We start from the raw sequence: 21466 nt of genomic DNA on the forward strand, positions 1-21466 counted from the left end.
ATATTGAAGGTGAACAGAAGTTATTTTAATAGGAACGCCTTATTTCAGCACATCTGAAAATCGTTGAATAAGGCGACACTCCAGCGGGAATAGCATAGCCAAGATAGAGGGAGAAAGTTCACCGCCCTCTTTATTAGCTGAAGACCCCGCAGCATAGAGTAGGAGACTAAGGCAATGCCCGCGGAAAGGGAGCCGTTTCAACGATTTTCTTTTAGTAAGAATCTTTGTTTCCACTTATATATAGCAATAATAAGCGTCCAAGTGCATATGATGAATGGAATATCTGTAAAAAGCTTTGACGAGATAGGCGGGGATAAAAATGGATGACAAACAAAATGAGCGTTTTATCGTCTCGCGGGAAAATTGGTCCCTCCATCGCAAAGGCCATCAAGACCAGCTACGCCATATGGAGAAGGTAAAAGAGGCGATTCATAGTAACTTACCTGATTTAATAAGTGAAGAAAGCATTATTATGTCAAATGGTCGCGAAGTGATCAAAATTCCGATACGTTCGTTGGATGAATACAAAATTCGTTACAATACGGATAAGTCGAAACATGTGGGCCAAGGAGACGGCGATAGTGAAGTAGGCGACGTGGTCGCAAGCGATGGCAGCCAAGGGAAAAAAGGTCCTGGAAAAGGCAATGAAGCGGGAGATCAACCAGGCGAAGATTATAGTGAAACAGAAATTTCGATGACTGAAATAGAAGAAGTGTTATTTAAAGAACTTGAATTACCGAATTTGGAACAGAAAGAACAAGCTGAAATAACTGATGAGAAAATTGAATTCAATGACATTCGAAAACAAGGCCTCATCGGAAATATTGATAAGAAACGGACAATTTTAACGGCCATTAAACGGAATGCGATCAAAGGGAAAGCTGAAATCACACCTATACACAATGACGACTTACGTTTTAAAACATGGAACGAAGTGGAACATCCCGAATCCAAGGCAGTCGTTCTTGCAATGATGGATACGAGCGGATCAATGGGGTCATTTGAAAAGTATATCGCAAGAAGTTTCTTTTTCTGGATGACAAAGTTTTTACGCTCCAAATACGAAACGGTAGAAATTGAATTTATCGCGCATCACACGGAAGCAAAAATTGTTACGGAAGAGGACTTTTTTTCAAAAGGAGAGAGTGGAGGTACAAGATGTTCCTCTGCATATGAAGTGGCGCTAGATCTAATTGATAAAAAGTACAATCCAGCGAGCTTTAATATTTATCCATTTCACTTTTCAGATGGCGAAAATATGGCATCCGATAATAAGAAGTGCATGGAGCTCGTTCAAAGTTTAATGGATGTTTCGAATATGTTCGGTTACGGAGAAGTCAATGCATACAATCGTTTTTCCACAATGATGTCTTCTTATAAAACAATTAACGATCCAAAATTCCGTCACTATATTTTAAAAGAAAATCGAGATGTATACTTTGCCTTGAAAAGCTTTTTCTTAAATAAATCGGAGGGGTTCGATTGACAAATATGAAGGAGCTTCACTATGCAATTGAAGAAATAACAGAAATTGCAACTGGATTTGGCCTCGATTATTATCCGATGCGTTATGAAATCTGCCCGGCCGATATTATTTATACGTTTGGTGCATATGGCATGCCTACTCGGTTCAGCCACTGGAGTTTTGGAAAGCAGTTTCATAAAATGAAGCTCCAATATGACCTTGGATTAAGCCAAATCTATGAACTTGTGATCAATTCAAATCCATGTTATGCGTTTTTACTTGATACGAACAGTCTGATTCAAAATAAGCTTATTATTGCCCACGTTCTTGCTCACTGTGATTTTTTCAAAAATAATGTCCGGTTTTCTAATACGCGGCCGGATATGGTAGAAAGCATGACAGCAACAGCCGAACGCATTGCAAGTTACGAAATGATTTACGGTAAGGAAAAAGTAGAACACTTTTTAGATGCTGTACTAGCAGTCCAGGAGCATATTGATCCTTCTATATTAGGGCGTAAACAAGCTAATGATGAATCAGATGAAGAAATCAAAGATTTTGTACGAAAAACTCCTTATGACGACTTATGGAATATAGATAAAAAACAACTACCTCAAATAGAATCAACAAGCCGAGCAAGAAAAAAAATACCTTTAAAACCTGAAAAAGATATTTTACTGTTTATCGAACAAAATAGCCGTGAACTTGAAGAGTGGCAAAGAGATATTTTAACGATGATGCGTGAAGAAATGTTGTACTTTTGGCCACAGCTTGAGACGAAAATTATGAATGAGGGTTGGGCATCTTATTGGCACCAAAAAATGTTAAGAGCATTGGATTTAACTTCACATGAGACAATTGAATTCGCCACTTTAAATGCAAGCGTTCTGCAACCTTCAAAAACGAGCATCAATCCATATCATCTTGGGTTGAAAATATATGAAGACATTGAAAAAAGATATAATGATCCGACAGAAGAAATGATGAAATTTGGTATCGAGCGAAATACAGGTAGAGAAAAGATTTTTGAAGTAAGAGAGATAGAATCGGATATATCTTTTATTCGAAACTATTTAACGAAAGAATTGATTCAACAGGAGGACCTATATTTATTTGAAAAAAAGGGTCGGGAATATAAAGTTACGGACAAAGACTATGAAAATATAAGGGACCAACTCGTTTCTATGCGTGTGAATGGTGGTTTTCCATATCTTTACGTTGAAGATGGCGATTATTTACGAAACGGAGAACTGTATTTAGTGCATAGCTATGAAGAAACGGAATTAGACATTCATTATTTGGAAAATGTCTTGCCGTATCTCCAACGATTATGGGGGCGAATTGTCCATTTGGAAACGTACGTAGAAGGAAAGAAAATTGTCTATTCGTATGGGGGAAACAAAGTATCCCGCCGCTTTGTATAGCAAGTTAGTATCCGTTCACAAAACAACGTTGGATTGTTTTGTGAACGGGTACTTTTTTTGTTTTGCCTACATAAATCGATCTCATAATTCAACATTCTACAAAGATAAGTATAAAATATCCGATTGATTTCCGTTGCAAGTTTCCTCGTCGCTACTCTATTCTGTTGTATAATAGGGTGAAGAGTTAATCAATTAGATACGCTACAATAAAGAAAATTGTCAAATTCGCCTCGCTGTTATTCACATTCTTTAGCTGATTGTAGCGGAAAGCGTCCGCTCGGAACGGAAATCAAAGGTTCGGTAAAGCGGTCATCATTGGACTTTTTCAGGTTAGAATCTTTAATTCAACGTATATAAATTCGAAAGTCGGGGTAATGCTCATGAATAAGTTTTATTTCTTAGTTTGTATTTGTTTTACGTTAGGGATCCTTCAAGGGTGTGGTGAGAAGGCGGTTGAAAAACCTGCACTAGTTGTGGAAGAAGTGGTTGCAGAGCCAGCAGACGTTAAAGCACCAACACAAACACGAGTAGAGGATCCAGAGCCACTGGATTTAAGTCAATTCAGCCATACACCAACAGAGTGGGGCGAATATGTTGATGGTGTAAAGACAAGGATGAAAACTGAGGAAAAACAAATTGCATTAACATTTGATGCGTGTGGCGGCGCCCATGGAAGCGGCTATGATGAAGAGTTGATATCTTTTTTAAGAGCAGAAAAAGTGCCCGCTACATTATTTATAAACCAACGTTGGATTGAATCGAATGAAGCACTGTTCCTGGAGCTTGCAGCGGATCCCTTATTTCAAATTGAAAATCATGGTACGCATCACTCGCCTCTGTCAGTAGCGGGGGGAGAAGCATGGGGGATTCAAGCGACATCGTCACCGCAAGAGGCACATGACGAGATTATGGATAATCATGAAACCGTTAAGTTGCTAACAGGTCGGGAAATGACATTATTTAGATCAGGTACAGCCTTTTATGATGAAATAGCTGTTCAGCTAGCAGAAGCAATTGGTTATCAAGTTGTGAACTTTGATGTACTTGGCGATGCAGGAGCTACTTTTTCAAGTGGACAGGTAAAAAATGCATTATTAAATGCCAAAGAAGGATCAATAGCACTGCTACATATGAATCAGCCCCAAAGCGGTACAGCCGAAGGGGTTCAACAAGCCGTATCAATCATACGCGAAAAAGGATTTGAATTTGTATTACTTGAAAATAAAGTATTGGAATAGCCTAGGAAACAGAGAGTGAAAATTATTTACTTAAATCAGTAAATGGACTTCTAAGCCCCTATCTTATAGAATGAAGGCACTTATTATATACGTACTGGAGAGATAAAAATGAAGCTACTTCAAGTAAGGAAAGGTCAGTTTGTTTACTATCAAAATGAACTCCATAAAGTTTACTCAATAAAACCACTTTCTAAGAAATCTGTTCAGATGTATCGCATCAAAGACATGAAACAAGTAGTAAGCAGGGCGGATGAGATTGATTTATATAAACCGAAGCATATGGATTCGTTTATGTTTATGGGGGCGATGTACACACTTCGGCAAGATCAAAAGGCTGTTGTAGACGGCTATATTATAATTACCAAACCTGACCCGGGGTATTTGGATCACTATTCTTTGAACGAATTTGAAAAAGTAGATAAACTAAAAGATGGAAGCGTATATACTACGCTTAACAATACAGTCGGGGAGAAAGAGTTTTTGGTAATGGTTCCTAAAGAAGAACCGGGAAGCAAAAATATATCTTATTTCGATGACACAATCATAACGGAGCATCAACAAGAAGAAGATAAAAAGTTGCTAGAACAAACAAAGAAAAATGCAGCAATTAGACCTTCTCTTGGTGACATGTATATAAACTTGGACAATGGAATAAAAGCAATGATCGTTGTAATTGACCAAGATGAAGTTGTTTTTGGACATGGGGAACGAATTACTATTACCGACTTATTTGAATCTGATAGTTGGAATCCAATTTACATTACTGAAGACGGCGAGTTCTAAAGTTGTGAAATAAAAGTTGTTCCATGTCACGAATTTGTGATGTGGGGCAACTTTTTTGATTTACTCAAACGATAATAATTCCAAAAGATAACGGTTACAAGCGCTTTCACATATGATAGGATGAATAGAAGAACAATAAATGTAATTATCAGTTACAAGGGAAAAGATGAGGTTAAAGATATGGATAATTCCTGGAATAAAAGAAAGCTTAAGATTTTCAGCTTAGTAACAGCTTGTTTACTTCTCCTTGTAGGGTATAAAGAAGAGTATCCTATGAATCATGCGAAATTGGAGGGGCTCGTAAGTATTGCACATCGTGGGGCAGCAGTATACGCACCCGAAAATACAAGGATTGCCTTTCAAAAGGGGCTTGAACTGGGGGCAGATATACTTGAGTGCGACGTGCATCTTTCAAAGGATGGACAGCTTATAATTATGCATGATGAAAAAGTGGATAGAACGACCAATGGAAAAGGATTTATAAAAGACTTCACACTTGAAGAGTTAAGAAAACTAGATGCGGGTGGAAAATTTCATAGGGATTTTACTGGGGAACCAATCATTACATTAGATGAATTGCTTGAAGAGTTTTACGGTCACATCGGTTTATTAATCGAAATTAAAAAACCATTACTCTATCCCGGAATAGAAGAAAAAGTAGCATTACTCTTGGAAAACTATGAGAATCTAAACAGAGTCATTGTTCAATCGTTTGATATAGAATCGATGCGTAAAATGCATCATTTAGTTCCAGAGTTACAAATAGCGATACTTATGAAGGCATCTGCTATTCCTCCCTCGTTACAAAGGGTTAAAGATTTGACGTCATTTGCTACATATATCAATTTTAATATTTTATATGTCAATGAACGCATTGTCGATCAAATACATAATTACGGCGGGAAAGTATTAGTATGGTCTGTCAAAACACCAAGACTAGTCGATAAAGCATATCGATATAACGTAGACGGGATTATTACCGATTTCTCACATTGGCCCGAGGAAGTTCCATTTCATTTGGTAAGAGAGTAAAAAAGGTCCAGCACAAAATGTGCTGGACCTTTTTTATTCGTCTGGGTTGTTAAAGCTTTCTTTACCCTCATTAACCATTTGTCGTGCTTCACGTTTGATTTTAGCTAATTCATCTTCTGCCCTTTTTGCAGCGTTGTCGGCAATTTCACTCCAATTGGGAGTAGTCCCTTCTTCGCCACTTGCTTTGTCAGAGTAACTCTTTCCAGTCATATGAACGCCTCCAAATTGTTTCACGTATAGAGTATAGAATACCCAGACTTACAACATTTTAAACATAGAAGTTCTGAAAAAGTCATTTGGAATTATTAATTTTTGAATTATAGGCCGAAATAAGCATCGATAATCATTTGTGTCGTCTCGTCAGACATATTAAGGTGTTTTATATGTGTTCCGCTAATCAGTTGTTGTGTATTTGTATCATCAAAGTCAAACGAACGCGATAAATAAGCATTAAATACACGAATCATTTCATTTAGACGTTCCTCTTCTACGGTTAAAGTTCCGGGGGCTGCGTCTTCAATAATTTCCAGCTGATTGAAATCAAGTGCATTTTTAATAAGCGTCAATAAGCGATAATTCGTAGAAGGATTTGGGTTAGTAATATTATAAATTACCCCAGCTTCTGCTTTTTTTGCTGCAACAGCTAAAATATCGGCAACATAATTGACCGGCACAAAGTTTGATGTAGATTCTTTACTGCCAACAACATGATAAATACGGTTAGGATTTGAAGAGTTTCTCATTACACGTCGCTTAAACACATCGAGTGCGCGCATAAACCCATAAAGAGTGAATGATGAATCGGCTTCACCCGTTTTGGAATCCCCAACGATAATTGAGGGGCGGAATATGGATACATCCATTACATCCCAATAAGAAAGAGCAAGATGCTCGGAGTTCACTTTACTTTCTTCGTATGGATTGTGAATATTTCCATCCATCGGATAAAGGTTCTCAATACCGTTATCACGTCTACCAACGGTATATGCCGTACTAATATAGAAAAACTTTTTGACGTGTAATGCTTTGGCAAAATCAAGTGCATGTTTCGTACCGTCATAATTGATCGAAAAAATTTCGTCGCGCAATTCTTCATCGAATTTAACGAGTGCCGCAAGATGATAGAAAATATCAACTTTCCCTGTTAATTCATCGATATCTTGCGCGTCAAGTCCAAAGGATGGCTGTGTAATATCACCTTTAAATAATTGAATTCGATTATGAGCATTAAGTTCTGTTACAAGATGGTTAGCTTTATCAATGTCACGCACGAGAACGTATAAGTTATGGTCAGTAGTTTCTAAAAGATTGTTCAGTAATTTTCCACCGAGAAAACCCGTAGATCCAGTTAAAAAAATTGTCACTTTTTATCCCTCCAAATAGCCGGCGGGAGCGGTTCCTTCCGGCAACTATTCCGATTATCGCATATTCTGGTCTTTATGTCTTTCCTAATCCCATTCTTAGATAGTAGAAAGACGTAGATTGTGAACAAATCATGTGTGTTAACCCGAACGGATAAGGTTGGTAAATCATCTTGAAAGCCGATAGTGGCGCGAAAAAGGGGAAGGAAAAATTGACAGCGGCTACCTTTTCACGTACATTATAGGGTGGTATGATTAAAATTAATAAGTAAATGATACGTATATAATCTCATTTAAAACAGTGCAATATATACGAAATTGCATCTTGGAAGAGAAGGGGTATAGACGATGGGAAAAACGGACTTTCTGCCAGTTATCCTTGGATCGGATGATAATGCATATGGCATGGCAAGAGCATTCCACGAACAATACGGTATTACAAGTATTGTTGTAACAAAAGGACATATTTTACCGACAATGCATAGTAAAATAGTAGAAAAGAAAATATATGAAAATTTGGATGAGCCTAAAGTATTTATCCAAAGCATGTTAAATCTTCATGAAGAGCTAAAAAGTCGTGCAAGTAAGCTTCTTGTAATTGCGAGTAATGAAAACTATGCAGAACTTGCAATTCGTCATAGGGACGAGCTTGAACCGCATTATATATTGCCGTTTATTGATGAAAAGTTAATGGACGAAGTTGTTTATAAGGAACGTTTTTATGAGATGTGTGAGGAATACGGCTTAGATTATCCAGACACACTTATTTTTAAAAAAGGAATGGATGCTCAAATGGAGCTTCCATTTGACTATCCAGTCGTTGTGAAACCGTCGGATAGTATGACTTATTTCAACGCACAGTTTGAAGGGAAAAAGAAAGCTTACGTACTTCACAGTAAGGCGGAATTTATCGATACAATCGATAAAGTTTTTTCATCAACCTATGAAGATTCACTTATTATTCAAGACTATATTCCCGGAAATGATACCGTCATGCGGGTGCTTAACGCTTATGTAGACCGAAATGGAAAAGTGAAAATGATGTGTCTAGGTCGCGTTATTCTAGAGGATTATACACCTACTTTAATCGGTAACTATGTTGGTATTATTGGTGAATACAATAAGGATACTGAGGAAGTTTACGCGAAATATAAAAAGTTTTTAGAGGCAATCGGCTTTAGAGGCTATGCCAATATCGATTTGAAATACGACCGACGCGATGGGAAATATAAAATATTCGAACTGAATATTAGGCAAGGTAGAAGTAGCTATTTCGTTACTACAAACGGCTATAATATGGCGAAATACCTCGTTGAAGATCGGGTAGAAAATGAAGATTTACCAATCGAATACGGTTCGAACACTCGCTTATGGCATGCAGTGCCTAAAGATCTTTTAATTAAATATACGATGGATGAAGACTTGAAAAAACAAGTAATTGACCGATTTAAAAAAGGGGAATCCGCAAGTACATTGTATTATTCTGCGGATCTTGGATTCATTCGAAGATTCAAATTGAAATCGTATTATAAGGATTATTACAGAAGATTTGAAGAACACTTCGAACTGAAGGAATAACAACTTGGATTTTCCAATACACGCAGAGTCTAGCGTCGAATCGAATGTAATAGGATTCTTTATTTAAACATTTACAAGAAAGAAATATAGGTTAAAAGGTAGTAATCTGGAGGTTATTTAAAATGGCTTTACTTGATAAAACAAAAAAAGAAGAGGTAAGGAGGTATGATGAGTTCATCCGGAATTCACCATTTCGCTCTGTGACGCAAGACCGTCTTTGGGCACAGGTGAAGGATGATTGGGGAAATGAGCACGTTTATCTTGAAGAAAATGGTGAAATCGTGGCGGCGATGTCAATTCTTATTAAACGTTTGCCACTTGGATTTTCGGTATTGTATGCACCGCGGGGACCGGTTTGTGACCCCGCAGACTTGAAGCTTGTACAAAAGCTTTTAAAAGAAGCTGAAGTCGTTGCGAAGAAAAACAAAGCAATTATGCTGAAGTTCGATCCTGAAGCTTCTTATTCAGATGAATTGTATAATCTTTATAAAAACGCAGGTTTTCGGCTCATTTCAAAAGACGATGATCCCGATAAACTGATTCAACCGCGGATGAACATGATTCTTCAGCTAGAAGATCATGACGAAGAAACAATTATGACAAAGTTTTCAAAAAGCTGTCGTAGTTCGATTCGTGGTTCGGCAAGAAAAGGTGTCGAAATGCGGTATTCTCGTACAGATGAAGATATTGAAACTTTTCATAAGGTATACAAAACAATGGCAGAGCGGAACAAAATCACGTCACGCCCACTTGAATATATGAAACTTATGCGGGATACGTATGACGATTTACGGATTTATATCGCCTCTCATGAAGGAGACGTTTTAGCAGCCGGGTTAACGATTAACTATTACGGCAAATTGTATTACCTTTACGGTGGTAGCACGGATGTCAAAAGGAACTTAAATCCAAATCATCTTATGAACTTTGAAATGATTAAATGGGGCATTGAAACGGGTGCAAAGCAATACGATTTCGGTGGTGTTTTTGAACTTTCAAAAAACGATGGGTTGTATACGTTTAAAAAGAGCTTTTGTAATAAAGATGAACCCGCGCAATATATTGGTGAAATCGATAAAGTATATAAGCCGTTTATGTATACGATTTTAGAGACGGTTATACCATTAGTAAAACGTTTCCGTAAAAAACTGAGACGGGGGTAATTTCCGAATGGAACCAAGTAATAATAATGGTATGAAAAAGAAAACATTAGGAATTATCGGCGGCGTAGGTCCGCTTGCGACGATGTTCATCGGTGAGATGATTGTAAGACTAACCGATGCCGAAACAGACCAAGATCATATTAATATGATCATTACAAACAACACAAACATTCCTGACCGAACATCCTTTATTTTGGGAGAGAGCAAAGATAATCCTGCTCCGGTTATTATTTCAGATACAGAGCGTTTACATAATGCAGGTGCCGATGTTCTAGTGATTCCGTGTAATACAGCACATTCCTTTTACGAAGAGATCCAAAAGAGTTCAAAGTTACCAATCATTCATATGATTAACGAAACAGTTACGCGCGCAGCAAAACGCGGTGCAAATCGTGTAGGGATTCTTGCGACAACGGGAACAATTACAACAGGTGTTTACCAGTCCGCATGTGAAAAGTACGGCATGGTGCCTATTGTTCCGGATGCTCATATTCAAGCCGTTGTCATGTCGCTTATATATGATGATATAAAGGCTGGAAAACCCGCCGATAGCGACAAGTGGTCGATTATTAGTAGAGCAATGGAAGAGGCCGGTTGCGATACGGTGATTCTTGGCTGTACCGAATTGTCCGTCGTAGGGAAAGAGCTCAAGCTTGTGGGATACATCGACTCGCTTCTTGTCCTTGCAGAAACAGCGATTCAATATTGTGGATATAAAGTAAAAAGAAAAACAGGCATCTGAAAGAGAAGTACATCGACTTTCAGATGTCTTTATTTTTTATAATCAGTAGTTGGCTATGATACACTTGAAAGAACAGAGTGAAGGTGGGAAACAATATGTCATTTTTAGATAAAATGGATGATTTATTCAAAGAAAAGTGGGCGTTTGAAGAGGAATTACCTGTACAGACACAAATGATACCAGAAATGCTTGAAGGTCGGGACATCGTTGCAGAATCTCCAACAGGTTCCGGAAAAACGTTAGCTTATGTTTTGCCGATATTACAATTAGTAAACGGCGATAAAAAACAGACACAAGCGTTAATCGTAACTCCTTCACAAGAATTATCGATGCAAATTGTGAATGTGATCCGCGAATGGGTGGAAGGAACAAGCATTACCGTTACGCAACTAATTGGCGGAGCCAATATCAATCGGCAACATGATCGGTTAAAAAAGAAACCGACTATTGTTGTCGGAACACCAGGACGCCTTGGTGAACTAGTGAAAACAAAGAAACTAAAAATGCATGACATACGGCATATTATTCTCGATGAGGGTGACCAACTTTTGGGGCGTGACCACCGGGTTGTCATAAAGAACCTTATTGAAAATGCAAACCCAGAAAGACAAGTTGCAGTTGTCTCTGCAACAATTACAGAAGAAATTGAAATTGTTGCAAAAAAGTTTATGAATGATCCGCTTCGTATTCAAGTATCGGCTGCAGATATCCCCCAAAAAGGAAAAGTTGTACATTCATTTGTTAAGACTGATATACGGGATAAGACGGATCTTTTAAGAGGTATTTCTCATTTGAAAGGAATTCGTGCACTTGCGTTTATTAACAGTGTCGATCAAGTCCGCATGAGAGAAATGAAACTTACGTATAATAAATCACCAATTGTCGTCTTGCATTCGGATATGAAAAAGTTTGAACGTCAAGAAGCACTTGAGAGTTTTCGAAAAGGTGAATCGACTATTTTAATTGCTACAGATTTGGCCGCTCGTGGACTTGATATTGAAGGGTTGACTCATGTTATCCATGTGGACGTTCCACATACGGTTGAACAATATATACATCGGTCTGGCAGAACGGGACGGGCGGGCAAAAGTGGAGAAGTATTGACGTTCCTTTCATATACAGAAGAGCGGGATTATCGAAAACTGACAAAAGGAATTAAGCCAATCCACAAGGTGTGGCAAAATGGGAAACTGTTAGAAAAGGCATGGGTAGAAGAGAAAGTGAAAAGAAGAAAATAGTAAAAAGGGCTATCCAGAAATCCAAGTGTGAATGGATTTTTGGATAGCCCTCTTTTGTGCTTTCTTATAGTTGAGTAAGTATAATCGGCTTGTCTTTTGTCACAATAATTGTATGTTCAATTTGTGCGACGAGCGAGTTGTCATCGGTAATGAATGTCCAGCCGTCGCCTGATTCGATAATATGCTCAGACTTTTGGGAGATAAAGGGTTCAACTGCAAGGACCATACCTTCTTTGAGGAGCGTTTTATCCCAAGCGTCGTAATAATTAAGAATATGTTGGGGTTCTTCGTGCAGGGACTTTCCAATACCGTGTCCTGTAAGGTTTCTAATAACGGTTAAGCCATTGTTTTTTGCTTCGCGTTCAACTGCCTTGCCGATACCATTCAAACTAGAGCCTGCTTTTACTTTTTGCATTGCACGTTCAAATGCACTTTTGGCAACATCGCAAAGCTTTTGTTTTTCAGCATCGGGTGTACCAACGACAAATGAAATTCCAGTGTCTGCGTAATACCCGTCAAATGAGCCAGAAACGTCGATATTGACAAGGTCACCGTCTTTAATAATACGAGGGCCTGGAATGCCGTGTGCGACTTCATTATCGACACTGATACAAGTGTTGCCTGGAAAGTCATATTCTGCGATGGGCGCAGAGATAGCACCTTTTTCTTTAAAAAGACGTCCGCCAAATTCATCGAGTTCTTTTGTTGTCATGCCTGGTTTTGTTGCCTCCATCATAGCATCCCGAATTTCAGCAACAATTATTCCGATTTTTTTTAGTGCTTCGATTTCTTCATTAGTTTTTGCGATCATTAGGTACAAATCCTTTCTTCCGTTCACTTATTTTCATAACATACTATATCATATTATACGCCACAAAAAAGCCTGTGACCTTTAATTAAGGTTACAGGCTTACTATTTTAAACGCCAAGTGTTTTTGAAGGGGTACTTTATTTTAATAATTTTACACCTTGTATAATATTCCAAAGGAAAATAATTGCGGTAACTAACCCATAAAGTAATATGAAAATAATTGGGCTTACACTCCAAATATTGAAGCGACCAGTCACCATTTCGAGCATTCTGTTTTCGGCAGAAAACATCGACATAGAAAAAATAACAAAGCCGACAATGAGAAGAGCAACGGGAAGGATATGTGAGATGAGTGACCTTTTTGCATGGAATTTTACTTCTGTGTCGTCGGTCACTAATAAAATAATGATGGGTAGAAGTAAAGGTGAAAAGAAGATACTAAAATAGCATAATGTCGACAACGTTTTATTACTCGGCAAAGTAGGGCCCCCTTATACCTATCCTGTACTAAGTATGGGTACTTTATCCAATGAATAGACAACGAATATAAAAATACACCACACTTCTAAAATAGAAGATGTAGCGTATTTTTCAGGTGTGTGTTCTATGTTCTTTTTTAAGGAAGAATATACAAACAGTGATAACGGCACTCAAGAATAAGGCGGCGGCTGAAACGAACATTTCCTCAAATCCATTTTTCACGGCAATCCCAACAAATGCCCAAATGAAAACAAAGTTTAAAGCGATATCTCCATAATGATAGATGAAATGGAGTGCAGTCGCTGCGGCAATCGTCAAATAGATGACTGTCCAAAGTGGAGAACTCAAGCCCCAACCATTCCATTCGTGAAGTGTTAGAACATAGCTAATATTATTGATTATTGAAATAAACATCCATCCGAGATAAACAGCAATCGGAATTCTTTCAAATAACTGATTTTCACTTCTCGGGTACGTAAAATAAAATACAAGTAGTGTCATTAGCAGTGCTGCCGTAACAAGCATTGCCCAAATGAAATGTTCAGTAAGCCAAAGAACAATCAAGGCAATGTTCAGTACAGTGCTTGTTGTAAATAAGATTGCTCTTCGTTTTTGTAATGTGGCATTATTCTTTGTTCGGTTTTTCCAAAAACCGAAAATCCAAAAGGCTAAAAGTATATAAATCACAGGCCATATAAAGTGTACATAACTTGCTGGGGTAAAAAGTACGGGAAGCCTTTTCGAAATTTCACCAGTCGTACTACCGTTAAAAGGCATTATATTTGTTGCGCCATTGACAGCTATTACTGCAATAAGCGAAATGGTCATAATAATTATTCTAAGCATCTTAAAATCCTCCTAATACAACAGTATACATAGGAAACGGGGACCCTGCGGTCGTAATTATGAAGTTTATGTCACAAATGAAATAGTTCGTAAGCCGAATATTAATGATATACTAAAAGGTGTATTTAGAAGATTAAGAACGTTTCAAGGAGGGAACATCAATGTCAACAGTAAGATATTCGGAAAATTGGGATCTTGATGTGTTTTTTAAAGGTGGAAGCACTTCAACAGAATTAAGAGAACATTTAAATCATACAATTGAAAAAGTAATAAAATTAGAAAAAGAAGCAACAGAATTTGAAGTACCGACATCGGTAGAATTTGCAACTGACGTGGCAAAATTGGTTGAATCAATTAAAGATGTTGCACTGAATATATCACAAGCGAGCGCTGTCATCGGCTGTTTTTTGGCAGCAGATACGACAGATAAAAAAGCATTATTACTTCAGGGAGAAATTGGTGATTTTAATGCGCGTTTTTCAACCGCATTACTCAAAATCCAACAAGTGTTAGCTAATATTGATGAAGTTGTTTGGACAGAGCTAATGGTATCAGATTCGCTTTCCGAATTTGCATTTGTTCTTGGCGAATGGCGTGATGAAGTTGACTTGAAATTATCGGAGAAAGAAGAAAGTCTAATCACATCCTTAAGTGTGGACGGTTATCACGGTTGGGGGCAACTTTATGATCTCTTGATTGGTGACATTAAAATTAAGTTTGAATTAGATGGCGAGGAAAAGATCTTATCCGTTGGTCAAGTGAATAACTTAAGTTCACATTCCAATGCGGACATCCGTAAACGTTCGTTTGAAGCACTTGAAAAGGTGTGGACGGAAAAAGAGGACTTTTTTGCTACGGCACTTAATCATCTTGCCGGATTTAGACTTGCTATATATGAAAAACGTGGTTGGGATTCTGTTTTGAAAGAACCTCTACTGACTAACCGGATGAGTGAAAAGACATTAGACGCGATGTGGGGCGCGATTGGCGCTAGCAAAGAGCCTTTCGTAAATTATTTAAACGTGAAGGCAAAAATGCTTGGCACTGAAAAGTTAAACTGGTATGACATTGATGCACCTGTAACATCTTCTACGAAAGAAATAAGCTATCAAGAAGGCGCTGAATTTATCCTTAAACATTTTGGTGACTTCGGTTCGGAACTTGAAGCATTTTCTAGAAAGGCATTTGAAGACAGATGGATTGAAGCGGAAGATCGTCCGAACAAACGACCAGGCGGTTTTTGCACAGGTATGCCAATGTCTGAGCAGTCACGTATTTTCATGACGTATAGTGGTTCAATGTCGAATGTGGCTACGCTGGCGCACGAACTAGGCCATGCATTCCATTCGTATGCAATGCGTCCGGTCCATTGGATGAATCGTCAGTACGCGATGGGAGTCGCGGAAACTGCGTCCACGTTTGCGGAGATGATTGTTGCTGATGCAGCGGTGAAAGCGGCGGAGACAAAGGACGAAAAAATTGCATTACTGGAAGATAAGATTCAGCGCAGTGTAGCATTTTTCATGAATATTCACGCGCGATTTCTTTTTGAAACAAGGTTTTATGAAGAACGGAAAAAAGGAATTGTTCCCGCATCCAGATTGAACGAATTAATGGTTGAAGCGCAACAAGAAGCGCATGGAGAAGCGCTAGACACTGTCCATCCGCATTTTTGGGCATCGAAACTGCATTTTTATATTACAGAAGTGCCATTTTACAATTTCCCATATACATTCGGTTATTTATTCTCATTGAGCATTTATGCGAAAGCTTTAGAAGAAGGCAAAGACTTCGAAGGAAAGTATATCGCACTCCTTCGTGATACGGCGTCTATGAGCGTTGAAGATTTAGCGATTAAACATCTAGGTGAAGATATTACTAAAGAAGAATTTTGGGCAAAGGGCGTTGCACTTTGCGTGAAAGACGTTGAAGATTTCTTAGAACTTACGTCTGAAGAAGGGTGATAGGAAATTGATCATACTTGAAGGGGAAAAGTGTTATTTAAGAATCTTAACAGAGGAAGATGCAACCAATTTTACGGAACTACTGCTCGTGAATAAAAAGTATTGGTCTATTTTTGAACCAAGACAAGAAGCAAGTTTTTTTACAGTTGAAGTGCAAAGAGAGAAAATTAGAGAATCGCTATTCCAGATGCGAGATCGAAGAGAGTATAACTTTGGCATTTTTGAAATCGGCTCAGGCAAGCTCATAGGACATATATCACTTTACAGCATAAAGAGATACCCTTTTTCGAGCGGGTTTGTCGGCTATTCAATCAATGAAAGAACGATAGGGCAAGGTATTGGAACTGAAGCCGTCCGTCTGATTACTAAATTTGCATTTGAAAAAGTAGCATTGCACAGGCTGGAGGCTTATGTCTCGCCGCGCAACGAAGGGTCGGTAAAAGTACTAGAAAAGTCCGGATACACACAAGAAGGTTTACTACGACAACTACTTTACATTAATGGTGTTTGGGAAGATCATTATTTATATGCTTGTATAGAAAAGGACTTTTGAAAGGGTAAGGCCGCATTGCGGAAATTAAAAACAAAAATAAAAAACCGATTCCTTTAATTTGGAGTCGGTTTTTTATTTTCATGTCTATTCCCCGGGAAATATGTCGAGAAATCGCTTGTTACAGAAAATGATAGCCATCAATAATTGTATTAAGTTGACCTGTAGATGGATCTGCAACAAGTCCGTGTACAGCGACTTTCGGATCCATAAGAGGATGGTTTCGAACGTTTTCGACACTTTGTTTAACACTATCGGTTACATCGTTAAACCCTCTAAGCCAATCTTCCATGTCAATACCGGAATACTTCAACGTTTCAAACAGGCGCTGGTCAATTCCGCGATCGACCATTGTTTTAATAATTTTACTTGTATTAAGTGAACTCATTCCACAGTCATGATGACCGATGATGAATACTTCGTCTGCTTGTAATTCGTAGACCGCAATGATAATACTACGCATGATCCCACCAAATGGGTGGGTTACGGCAGCCCCAGCACTTTTAATAATTTTAGCATCACCATTGCGCAAGTTCATAGATCTTGGCAATAATTCAGTCAATCGTGCATCCATACATGTAAGAATTACGATGCGTTTGTCGGGGAATTTTGTCGTTGAATACTTCTCATACCTTTTTTCTTGAACAAATGATTCATTAAAAGTAAGTATTTCCGAAAGTAGGGTCATAAACGTACTCCTATCTAATTGTGTTTCTTTCTATGATACACAAAAAAAGGTTAAAAGAAAAGAGCGGCCAAATGGCAGCTCTTAAAACTTTGTTGCAGGTTTTGGATCGATTATGGTTGAATCAGAAGCTGTCATTGCCGATGATAGGAAGTGCATCATGAAATAAATTAACGGTCCAATCGTTAGAAAGAAACCGATTACAGTTGCGTACATTAAGCCCAAGTGAATGACTCCTCTCAGTTTTACGTAATTTGATACTGTATTCATTATACAATAAAAAACTAAATTGTTTAAGGGGTTTGGAAGAAAAGTTTTTTAAATGTGTCCAATTTTAGAAGTCCCAGTTACCATTTCGGAATACAGGTTCATTTGTTCCGTCTTTATGAATCCCGTCAATATCCATTTGTTCGGATCCAATCATGAAATCTACGTGAGTGATGCTTTGGTTCAATCCGTGTTTTTCAAGTTCGTCACGCGTCATCGTTTTACCATTTTTAACACAAAATGCATAAGCACTTCCTAGTGCAAGGTGGTTCGATGCATTTTCGTCGAATAATGTATTGTAAAATAATAGGCCCGATTGTGAAATAGGCGAGTTATGCGGAACAAGCGCAACTTCACCTAAGTGTTTTGCACCTTCATCCGTATCTATTAGGCGTTGTAAAACTTCTTCGCCTTGCTCGGCAGAAATTGCTATTACGCGCCCATCTTTAAATGTGATTTTAAAGTTATCGATGATATTACCGCCATAACTTAGAGGTTTCGTACTTGATACATAGCCGTTTACACCCGTATTTAGCGGCACAGTAAATACTTCCTCGGTTGGCATATTTGCCATGAAAGCATGTCCTTTTTCATTTAAACTTCCTGCACCGCACCATAAATGACCTTCAGGTAATTCAATGGTCAAGTCAGTTCCCGGTGCTTGATAGTGGAGTTTGTGGAAACGTTTTTCGTTTAAGTAATCTACTTTTTCATGCAATTTTTTGTCATGGTCTATCCAGGATTGAACAGGATCGGTTTTGTCTGCGCGGACGGATTTAAAAATGGCTTCCCAAAGTGCGGATGTTTGGTCGCTTTCGGGCAGGTCAGGAAATACTTTTTTAGCCCATGCTTTGGATGGCGTAGCAATAACTGTCCAGCTAACTTTGTCGGATTGCATCGACTGTCGAAACTTATCAAGTGCTTTTCCAGTAGCTTTTTGGGAGTCGCCGATACGAGAAGGATCAATTCCTTTTAATAGATCGGGGCTTTGAGATACGATACTCATGAAAGCCGCTCCTTGTTCGGCAAGTAGCTCTCTTTCCATCACTTTCCATTCAGGGAATTCAGCAAACGAATCTGCGGGAGCTTTTTCGTATCGGAGACGTGAAACAACGTCATCGTTCCAATCTACAAATACTTGTCTAGAACCCGTGTCATATGCTATTTCGGTGACGAGGCGAACGAATTCAATAGCTTCGGTTGAAGCACTAATATAAAGATATTGGTTCGGTTGAATATTGACCCCTACTTTTACAGCAAGTTCAGCATAATTGTAAAGCTGTTGTTTAAATGTAGGCATGAATAATTACCCCTTTCGTTATTGTTTATATAGTACCAATCTTTAGATGGGTTGTGCAATGCTGTAACTTGATAAAAGTTTGTTTGAATACTATATGAGCTGAACTAAAGAATCCTACTAACAACGCCCGGCGCTAGGGGGTGTCGTAGCTGGAGATTACGTGGAAATCATAAGTTCGACCTATATAAATAAAAAAAGATTCGGAGGAGTTTTACATTCCTACGAATCTTTTTTTAGTGTTTGGCATATTCTATTATTTACGTAATGATCCAAGTTCGGCTGCAATAGCTTCCATTTCATTAGAACTAATATGCTTACGTTTCATAACCATTTCGTACATGTAATGCAAGTCTTCGTATTTTTCAGTATCGAAGTTTTCAGCTCTCATCGCATCTACGTTTACCATGCGAAGCTTTTCTTTGATTTCTTCAATCATATACATGACATTTTCTTCTGTCGCGTTTGTTAAATCCATAAGTAGTATCCGCCTTTCATTTGTTTAAGACTAATCATTTCATTATTTTCCGACAGTGTCAAATGGAATAGAGAATTATGCTTTCTTTGCAGCAATTTTTTCTGCTTTTTCTTCTTTAATCTTCGTTTGGATGCGTTTTGTTTCAAGTAGGATAACTCCCGATAATCCTAGCAGTCCAATTAAGTTCGGTATAGCCATAAGCCCGTTAAGTACGTCTGCAAATGCCCAAACAACACTTAGCTTAGCTGTTGCACCTACAAAGATGAACAGAACGAAAATAACACGATAGGCTTTTACAGCTGTTGGATTCGGGAATAAGTATTGGAAACACTTTTCACCGTAATAACCCCAACCAAAAATAGTAGAAGTAGCAAAGAACAATAGTCCAATAGAGACAACGATAGGGCCCACGTCACCAAGGAACGTTCCAAATGCCGCTGCAGAAAGAGCGCCTGCCTCGATAGACGTATCTTTCCACTGACCTGACATAACGATTGTAACCCCTGTAATCGAACAAATGACCAATGTGTCAAATAATACTTGCGTCATCGAGACGAGCGCTTGACGACCCGGTAAATCTGTTCGAGCTGCTGCCGCCGCGATTGGAGCAGAACCTAGACCTGCTTCGTTGGAGAATAGACCACGTGCAACTCCAAATCGGATTGCCGCACCGACTGCACCACCAGCAGCTGCTTCGCCAGTAAATGCAAATTTGAAAATTGTAGCGAAAGCTTCTGGAACAAGATTGATATTCATAATCATGACAATTGCTCCCGCAATTACATAAAAGAGGGCCATGATCGGAACGAAGAACGAAGTAACTTTACCAATTGTTTTAATTCCACCTAGGATAACCATCCCCGCCAAAATAACAAGAACAATTCCAGTAATCCAGTGAGGGACCGAGAACGTTTGGGACATGACGTCGGCAACTGCTTTGGATTGTGTACCGTTTCCGATACCAAAAGCAGCAAGTGCACCAAAAATTGCAAAGGCCACACCGAGCCATTTTTGTTTTAACCCGTGTTCCAGATAGTACATCGGTCCACCAGCCATTTGACCATTGGCATCTTTCACACGGTATTTAACGGCAAGTACAGCTTCTCCGTATTTGGTTGCCATACCGAAGAATCCAGCCATCCACATCCAAAAAATTGCACCCGGACCTCCAAGGACAACAGCAGTTGCTACCCCGACAATGTTACCGACCCCTACGGTAGCAGCCATTGCGGTCATAAGTGCCTGGAAGTGCGTAATATCTCCTTCTGATTTCTTATCTTGGTTTTTTGTGAAAACCAATTTCAGCGCATAAGGTAATAATCGTAATTGAATAAGTCCAAGCCTGGCTGTTAAGAAAATACCTGTTCCGACGAGCAGAATGAGTAAAGGCGGACCCCAAATTATCCCCCCGACTTTATCCAAAAAACCTTCTAATCCATTCATTTCATTCCCCCCTTTTACGTTGGCAAAGATGATGAAATCTAATTAAGTGGAAAGTACTAAGAAACGAAACACCTTAAAAGATCCGTTTATTACTTGTTTACAATCTTCCGAAAAATAAGTTCATTCGTCAAGCATTATTTTTTAATTAGTCAAAGATTGTTTTTAAATGTATGATTAAGGGAATAAATAATATATATAAAATTGTTGGACTGGAGGCATTAATCTTGGGTAAAAATAAGTTTGGAATTTATATTTTGTTCGGTGCGCTTGCTGGAGCAGCAGTTAGTATGTTTGATCGCGGTACGCGTGAACAAGTGACAAAGAATGTGAAAGGTGTCGTATCCGAAGTCAATTTTTATACGAAAAATCCGGATGTATTAAAGTCTAAGGTCAGAGAGAAAAAAGAAAAGATTCAGTCGGTTGTCGAGCAACTTAGCGAAGATGCAACATATGTTAAAGAGAAAGTCGACGAATTGAAGTTGCTAACTCCTGAAGTTAAAAACCTCGTCGTCGAAACGAAAGAAGCTTTTGCCGAAGCGAAAGTTGAATACAAAGCAATTGCAAGTGACGATTCACCATCTACGGAAAATAAAAAGGAACAGTAAAATGGGTGAGGGGAGT

The 21466-nt window shown here is 38.5% G+C and carries 22 protein-coding genes; 12 read left to right on the top strand and 10 right to left on the bottom strand.

The window, feature by feature from the left end; all coding sequences use genetic code 11:
* Nucleotides 1-319: 319 nt before the first annotated feature.
* From yhbH to KSU66_RS17280, 5 genes are all read left to right on the top strand, one after another.
* Nucleotides 320-1486, top strand: a complete 1167-nt coding sequence (gene yhbH, locus KSU66_RS17260) for a sporulation protein YhbH (RefSeq protein ID WP_269052705.1) — start codon at nucleotides 320-322, stop codon at nucleotides 1484-1486.
* A gap of 5 nt (nucleotides 1487-1491) precedes the next feature.
* Nucleotides 1492-2889, top strand: a complete 1398-nt coding sequence (locus KSU66_RS17265) for a SpoVR family protein (RefSeq protein ID WP_269052753.1) — start codon at nucleotides 1492-1494, stop codon at nucleotides 2887-2889.
* Between the two features lie 380 nt (nucleotides 2890-3269).
* Nucleotides 3270-4127, top strand: coding sequence for a polysaccharide deacetylase family protein (locus tag KSU66_RS17270; RefSeq protein WP_269052706.1), 858 nt, complete (start codon nucleotides 3270-3272; stop codon nucleotides 4125-4127).
* A gap of 108 nt (nucleotides 4128-4235) precedes the next feature.
* A complete protein-coding gene (locus KSU66_RS17275; protein WP_269052707.1) occupies nucleotides 4236-4910 on the top strand; it encodes a hypothetical protein in 675 nt (224 codons plus the stop codon).
* A gap of 180 nt (nucleotides 4911-5090) precedes the next feature.
* Complete coding sequence (locus KSU66_RS17280) at nucleotides 5091-5942, top strand: glycerophosphodiester phosphodiesterase (protein ID WP_269052708.1); 852 nt, start codon at nucleotides 5091-5093, stop codon at nucleotides 5940-5942.
* Nucleotides 5943-5975: 33 nt separating this feature from the next.
* On the opposite strand, the gene KSU66_RS17285 is transcribed toward KSU66_RS17280, so the two are convergent.
* A complete protein-coding gene (locus tag KSU66_RS17285) occupies nucleotides 5976-6152 on the bottom strand; it encodes a hypothetical protein (RefSeq protein WP_269052709.1) in 177 nt (58 codons plus the stop codon).
* Nucleotides 6153-6259: 107 nt separating this feature from the next.
* Nucleotides 6260-7306, bottom strand: coding sequence for an SDR family oxidoreductase (locus tag KSU66_RS17290; RefSeq protein ID WP_269052710.1), 1047 nt, complete (start codon nucleotides 7304-7306; stop codon nucleotides 6260-6262).
* 345 nt (nucleotides 7307-7651) lie between these two features.
* Here KSU66_RS17290 and KSU66_RS17295 point away from each other — a divergent pair, with 345 nt between their 5' ends.
* From KSU66_RS17295 to KSU66_RS17310, 4 genes are all read left to right on the top strand, one after another.
* On the top strand, nucleotides 7652-8881 hold the full coding sequence (locus tag KSU66_RS17295) for a carboxylate--amine ligase (RefSeq protein WP_269052711.1): 1230 nt from the start codon (nucleotides 7652-7654) through the stop codon (nucleotides 8879-8881).
* A 122-nt stretch (nucleotides 8882-9003) separates the two neighbouring features.
* Nucleotides 9004-10044: a lipid II:glycine glycyltransferase FemX gene (locus KSU66_RS17300; protein ID WP_269052712.1), complete on the top strand. Its 1041-nt coding sequence runs from the start codon at nucleotides 9004-9006 to the stop codon at nucleotides 10042-10044.
* A 7-nt stretch (nucleotides 10045-10051) separates the two neighbouring features.
* Nucleotides 10052-10786, top strand: coding sequence for an aspartate/glutamate racemase family protein (locus tag KSU66_RS17305; RefSeq protein ID WP_329958846.1), 735 nt, complete (start codon nucleotides 10052-10054; stop codon nucleotides 10784-10786).
* Between the two features lie 95 nt (nucleotides 10787-10881).
* Nucleotides 10882-12024, top strand: a complete 1143-nt coding sequence (locus tag KSU66_RS17310) for a DEAD/DEAH box helicase (protein ID WP_269052713.1) — start codon at nucleotides 10882-10884, stop codon at nucleotides 12022-12024.
* A gap of 64 nt (nucleotides 12025-12088) precedes the next feature.
* On the opposite strand, the gene map is transcribed toward KSU66_RS17310, so the two are convergent.
* The 3 genes from map to KSU66_RS17325 all read right to left on the bottom strand — a co-directional run bounded on the left by map (nucleotide 12089) and on the right by KSU66_RS17325 (nucleotide 14161).
* Nucleotides 12089-12835 carry a type I methionyl aminopeptidase gene (gene map / locus KSU66_RS17315; RefSeq protein ID WP_269052714.1) on the bottom strand — a complete coding sequence of 249 codons (747 nt, stop codon included), beginning with the start codon at nucleotides 12833-12835 and terminating at the stop codon, nucleotides 12089-12091.
* Between the two features lie 137 nt (nucleotides 12836-12972).
* A complete protein-coding gene (locus KSU66_RS17320) occupies nucleotides 12973-13314 on the bottom strand; it encodes a DUF4870 domain-containing protein (protein WP_269052715.1) in 342 nt (113 codons plus the stop codon).
* Nucleotides 13315-13426: 112 nt separating this feature from the next.
* Nucleotides 13427-14161, bottom strand: coding sequence for a tryptophan-rich sensory protein (locus KSU66_RS17325; protein ID WP_269052716.1), 735 nt, complete (start codon nucleotides 14159-14161; stop codon nucleotides 13427-13429).
* A gap of 161 nt (nucleotides 14162-14322) precedes the next feature.
* On the opposite strand from KSU66_RS17325, the gene KSU66_RS17330 reads away from it, so the two are divergent.
* Nucleotides 14323-16125 carry a M3 family oligoendopeptidase gene (locus KSU66_RS17330; protein ID WP_269052717.1) on the top strand — a complete coding sequence of 601 codons (1803 nt, stop codon included), beginning with the start codon at nucleotides 14323-14325 and terminating at the stop codon, nucleotides 16123-16125.
* A gap of 7 nt (nucleotides 16126-16132) precedes the next feature.
* Nucleotides 16133-16678, top strand: coding sequence for a GNAT family N-acetyltransferase (locus KSU66_RS17335; RefSeq protein ID WP_269052718.1), 546 nt, complete (start codon nucleotides 16133-16135; stop codon nucleotides 16676-16678).
* A 118-nt stretch (nucleotides 16679-16796) separates the two neighbouring features.
* On the opposite strand, the gene KSU66_RS17340 is transcribed toward KSU66_RS17335, so the two are convergent.
* The 5 genes from KSU66_RS17340 to KSU66_RS17360 all read right to left on the bottom strand — a co-directional run bounded on the left by KSU66_RS17340 (nucleotide 16797) and on the right by KSU66_RS17360 (nucleotide 20845).
* Nucleotides 16797-17363 carry a beta-class carbonic anhydrase gene (locus KSU66_RS17340; RefSeq protein WP_269052719.1) on the bottom strand — a complete coding sequence of 189 codons (567 nt, stop codon included), beginning with the start codon at nucleotides 17361-17363 and terminating at the stop codon, nucleotides 16797-16799.
* An 81-nt stretch (nucleotides 17364-17444) separates the two neighbouring features.
* Nucleotides 17445-17585, bottom strand: a complete 141-nt coding sequence (locus KSU66_RS17345) for a hypothetical protein (RefSeq protein WP_269052755.1) — start codon at nucleotides 17583-17585, stop codon at nucleotides 17445-17447.
* 109 nt (nucleotides 17586-17694) lie between these two features.
* Nucleotides 17695-18927, bottom strand: coding sequence for an aminopeptidase (locus KSU66_RS17350; RefSeq protein ID WP_269052720.1), 1233 nt, complete (start codon nucleotides 18925-18927; stop codon nucleotides 17695-17697).
* Nucleotides 18928-19180: 253 nt separating this feature from the next.
* The gene (locus KSU66_RS17355; RefSeq protein WP_269052721.1) at nucleotides 19181-19402 is read right to left on the bottom strand and encodes a DUF1128 domain-containing protein; all 222 of its coding nucleotides are present in this window, start codon (nucleotides 19400-19402) and stop codon (nucleotides 19181-19183) included.
* 75 nt (nucleotides 19403-19477) lie between these two features.
* Nucleotides 19478-20845 (bottom strand): alanine/glycine:cation symporter family protein, encoded by a 1368-nt coding sequence (locus KSU66_RS17360; RefSeq protein ID WP_269052722.1) that lies wholly within the window; start codon nucleotides 20843-20845, stop codon nucleotides 19478-19480.
* 224 nt (nucleotides 20846-21069) lie between these two features.
* Between KSU66_RS17360 and KSU66_RS17365 the strand changes: the two genes are divergently transcribed.
* The gene (locus KSU66_RS17365; protein ID WP_269052723.1) at nucleotides 21070-21450 is read left to right on the top strand and encodes a YtxH domain-containing protein; all 381 of its coding nucleotides are present in this window, start codon (nucleotides 21070-21072) and stop codon (nucleotides 21448-21450) included.
* Nucleotides 21451-21466: the final 16 nt, after the last annotated feature.

It is taken from the genome of Sporosarcina sp. G11-34, assembly GCF_026931025.1.

Coding starts and splice junctions, on each gene's coding strand:
- KSU66_RS17280 (WP_269052708.1), top strand. CDS start 5,091: ATGGATAATTCCTGGAATAAAAGAAAGCTTAAGATTTTCAGCTTAGTA.
- KSU66_RS17270 (WP_269052706.1), top strand. CDS start 3,270: ATGAATAAGTTTTATTTCTTAGTTTGTATTTGTTTTACGTTAGGGATC.
- KSU66_RS17300 (WP_269052712.1), top strand. CDS start 9,004: ATGGCTTTACTTGATAAAACAAAAAAAGAAGAGGTAAGGAGGTATGAT.
- yhbH (WP_269052705.1), top strand. CDS start 320: ATGGATGACAAACAAAATGAGCGTTTTATCGTCTCGCGGGAAAATTGG.
- KSU66_RS17285 (WP_269052709.1), bottom strand. CDS start 6,152: ATGACTGGAAAGAGTTACTCTGACAAAGCAAGTGGCGAAGAAGGGACT.
- KSU66_RS17325 (WP_269052716.1), bottom strand. CDS start 14,161: ATGCTTAGAATAATTATTATGACCATTTCGCTTATTGCAGTAATAGCT.
- KSU66_RS17330 (WP_269052717.1), top strand. CDS start 14,323: ATGTCAACAGTAAGATATTCGGAAAATTGGGATCTTGATGTGTTTTTT.
- KSU66_RS17275 (WP_269052707.1), top strand. CDS start 4,236: ATGAAGCTACTTCAAGTAAGGAAAGGTCAGTTTGTTTACTATCAAAAT.
- KSU66_RS17295 (WP_269052711.1), top strand. CDS start 7,652: ATGGGAAAAACGGACTTTCTGCCAGTTATCCTTGGATCGGATGATAAT.
- KSU66_RS17310 (WP_269052713.1), top strand. CDS start 10,882: ATGTCATTTTTAGATAAAATGGATGATTTATTCAAAGAAAAGTGGGCG.
- KSU66_RS17350 (WP_269052720.1), bottom strand. CDS start 18,927: ATGCCTACATTTAAACAACAGCTTTACAATTATGCTGAACTTGCTGTA.
- map (WP_269052714.1), bottom strand. CDS start 12,835: ATGATCGCAAAAACTAATGAAGAAATCGAAGCACTAAAAAAAATCGGA.
- KSU66_RS17305 (WP_329958846.1), top strand. CDS start 10,052: ATGGAACCAAGTAATAATAATGGTATGAAAAAGAAAACATTAGGAATT.
- KSU66_RS17355 (WP_269052721.1), bottom strand. CDS start 19,402: ATGGATTTAACAAACGCGACAGAAGAAAATGTCATGTATATGATTGAA.
- KSU66_RS17360 (WP_269052722.1), bottom strand. CDS start 20,845: ATGAATGGATTAGAAGGTTTTTTGGATAAAGTCGGGGGGATAATTTGG.
- KSU66_RS17340 (WP_269052719.1), bottom strand. CDS start 17,363: ATGACCCTACTTTCGGAAATACTTACTTTTAATGAATCATTTGTTCAA.
- KSU66_RS17265 (WP_269052753.1), top strand. CDS start 1,492: ATGAAGGAGCTTCACTATGCAATTGAAGAAATAACAGAAATTGCAACT.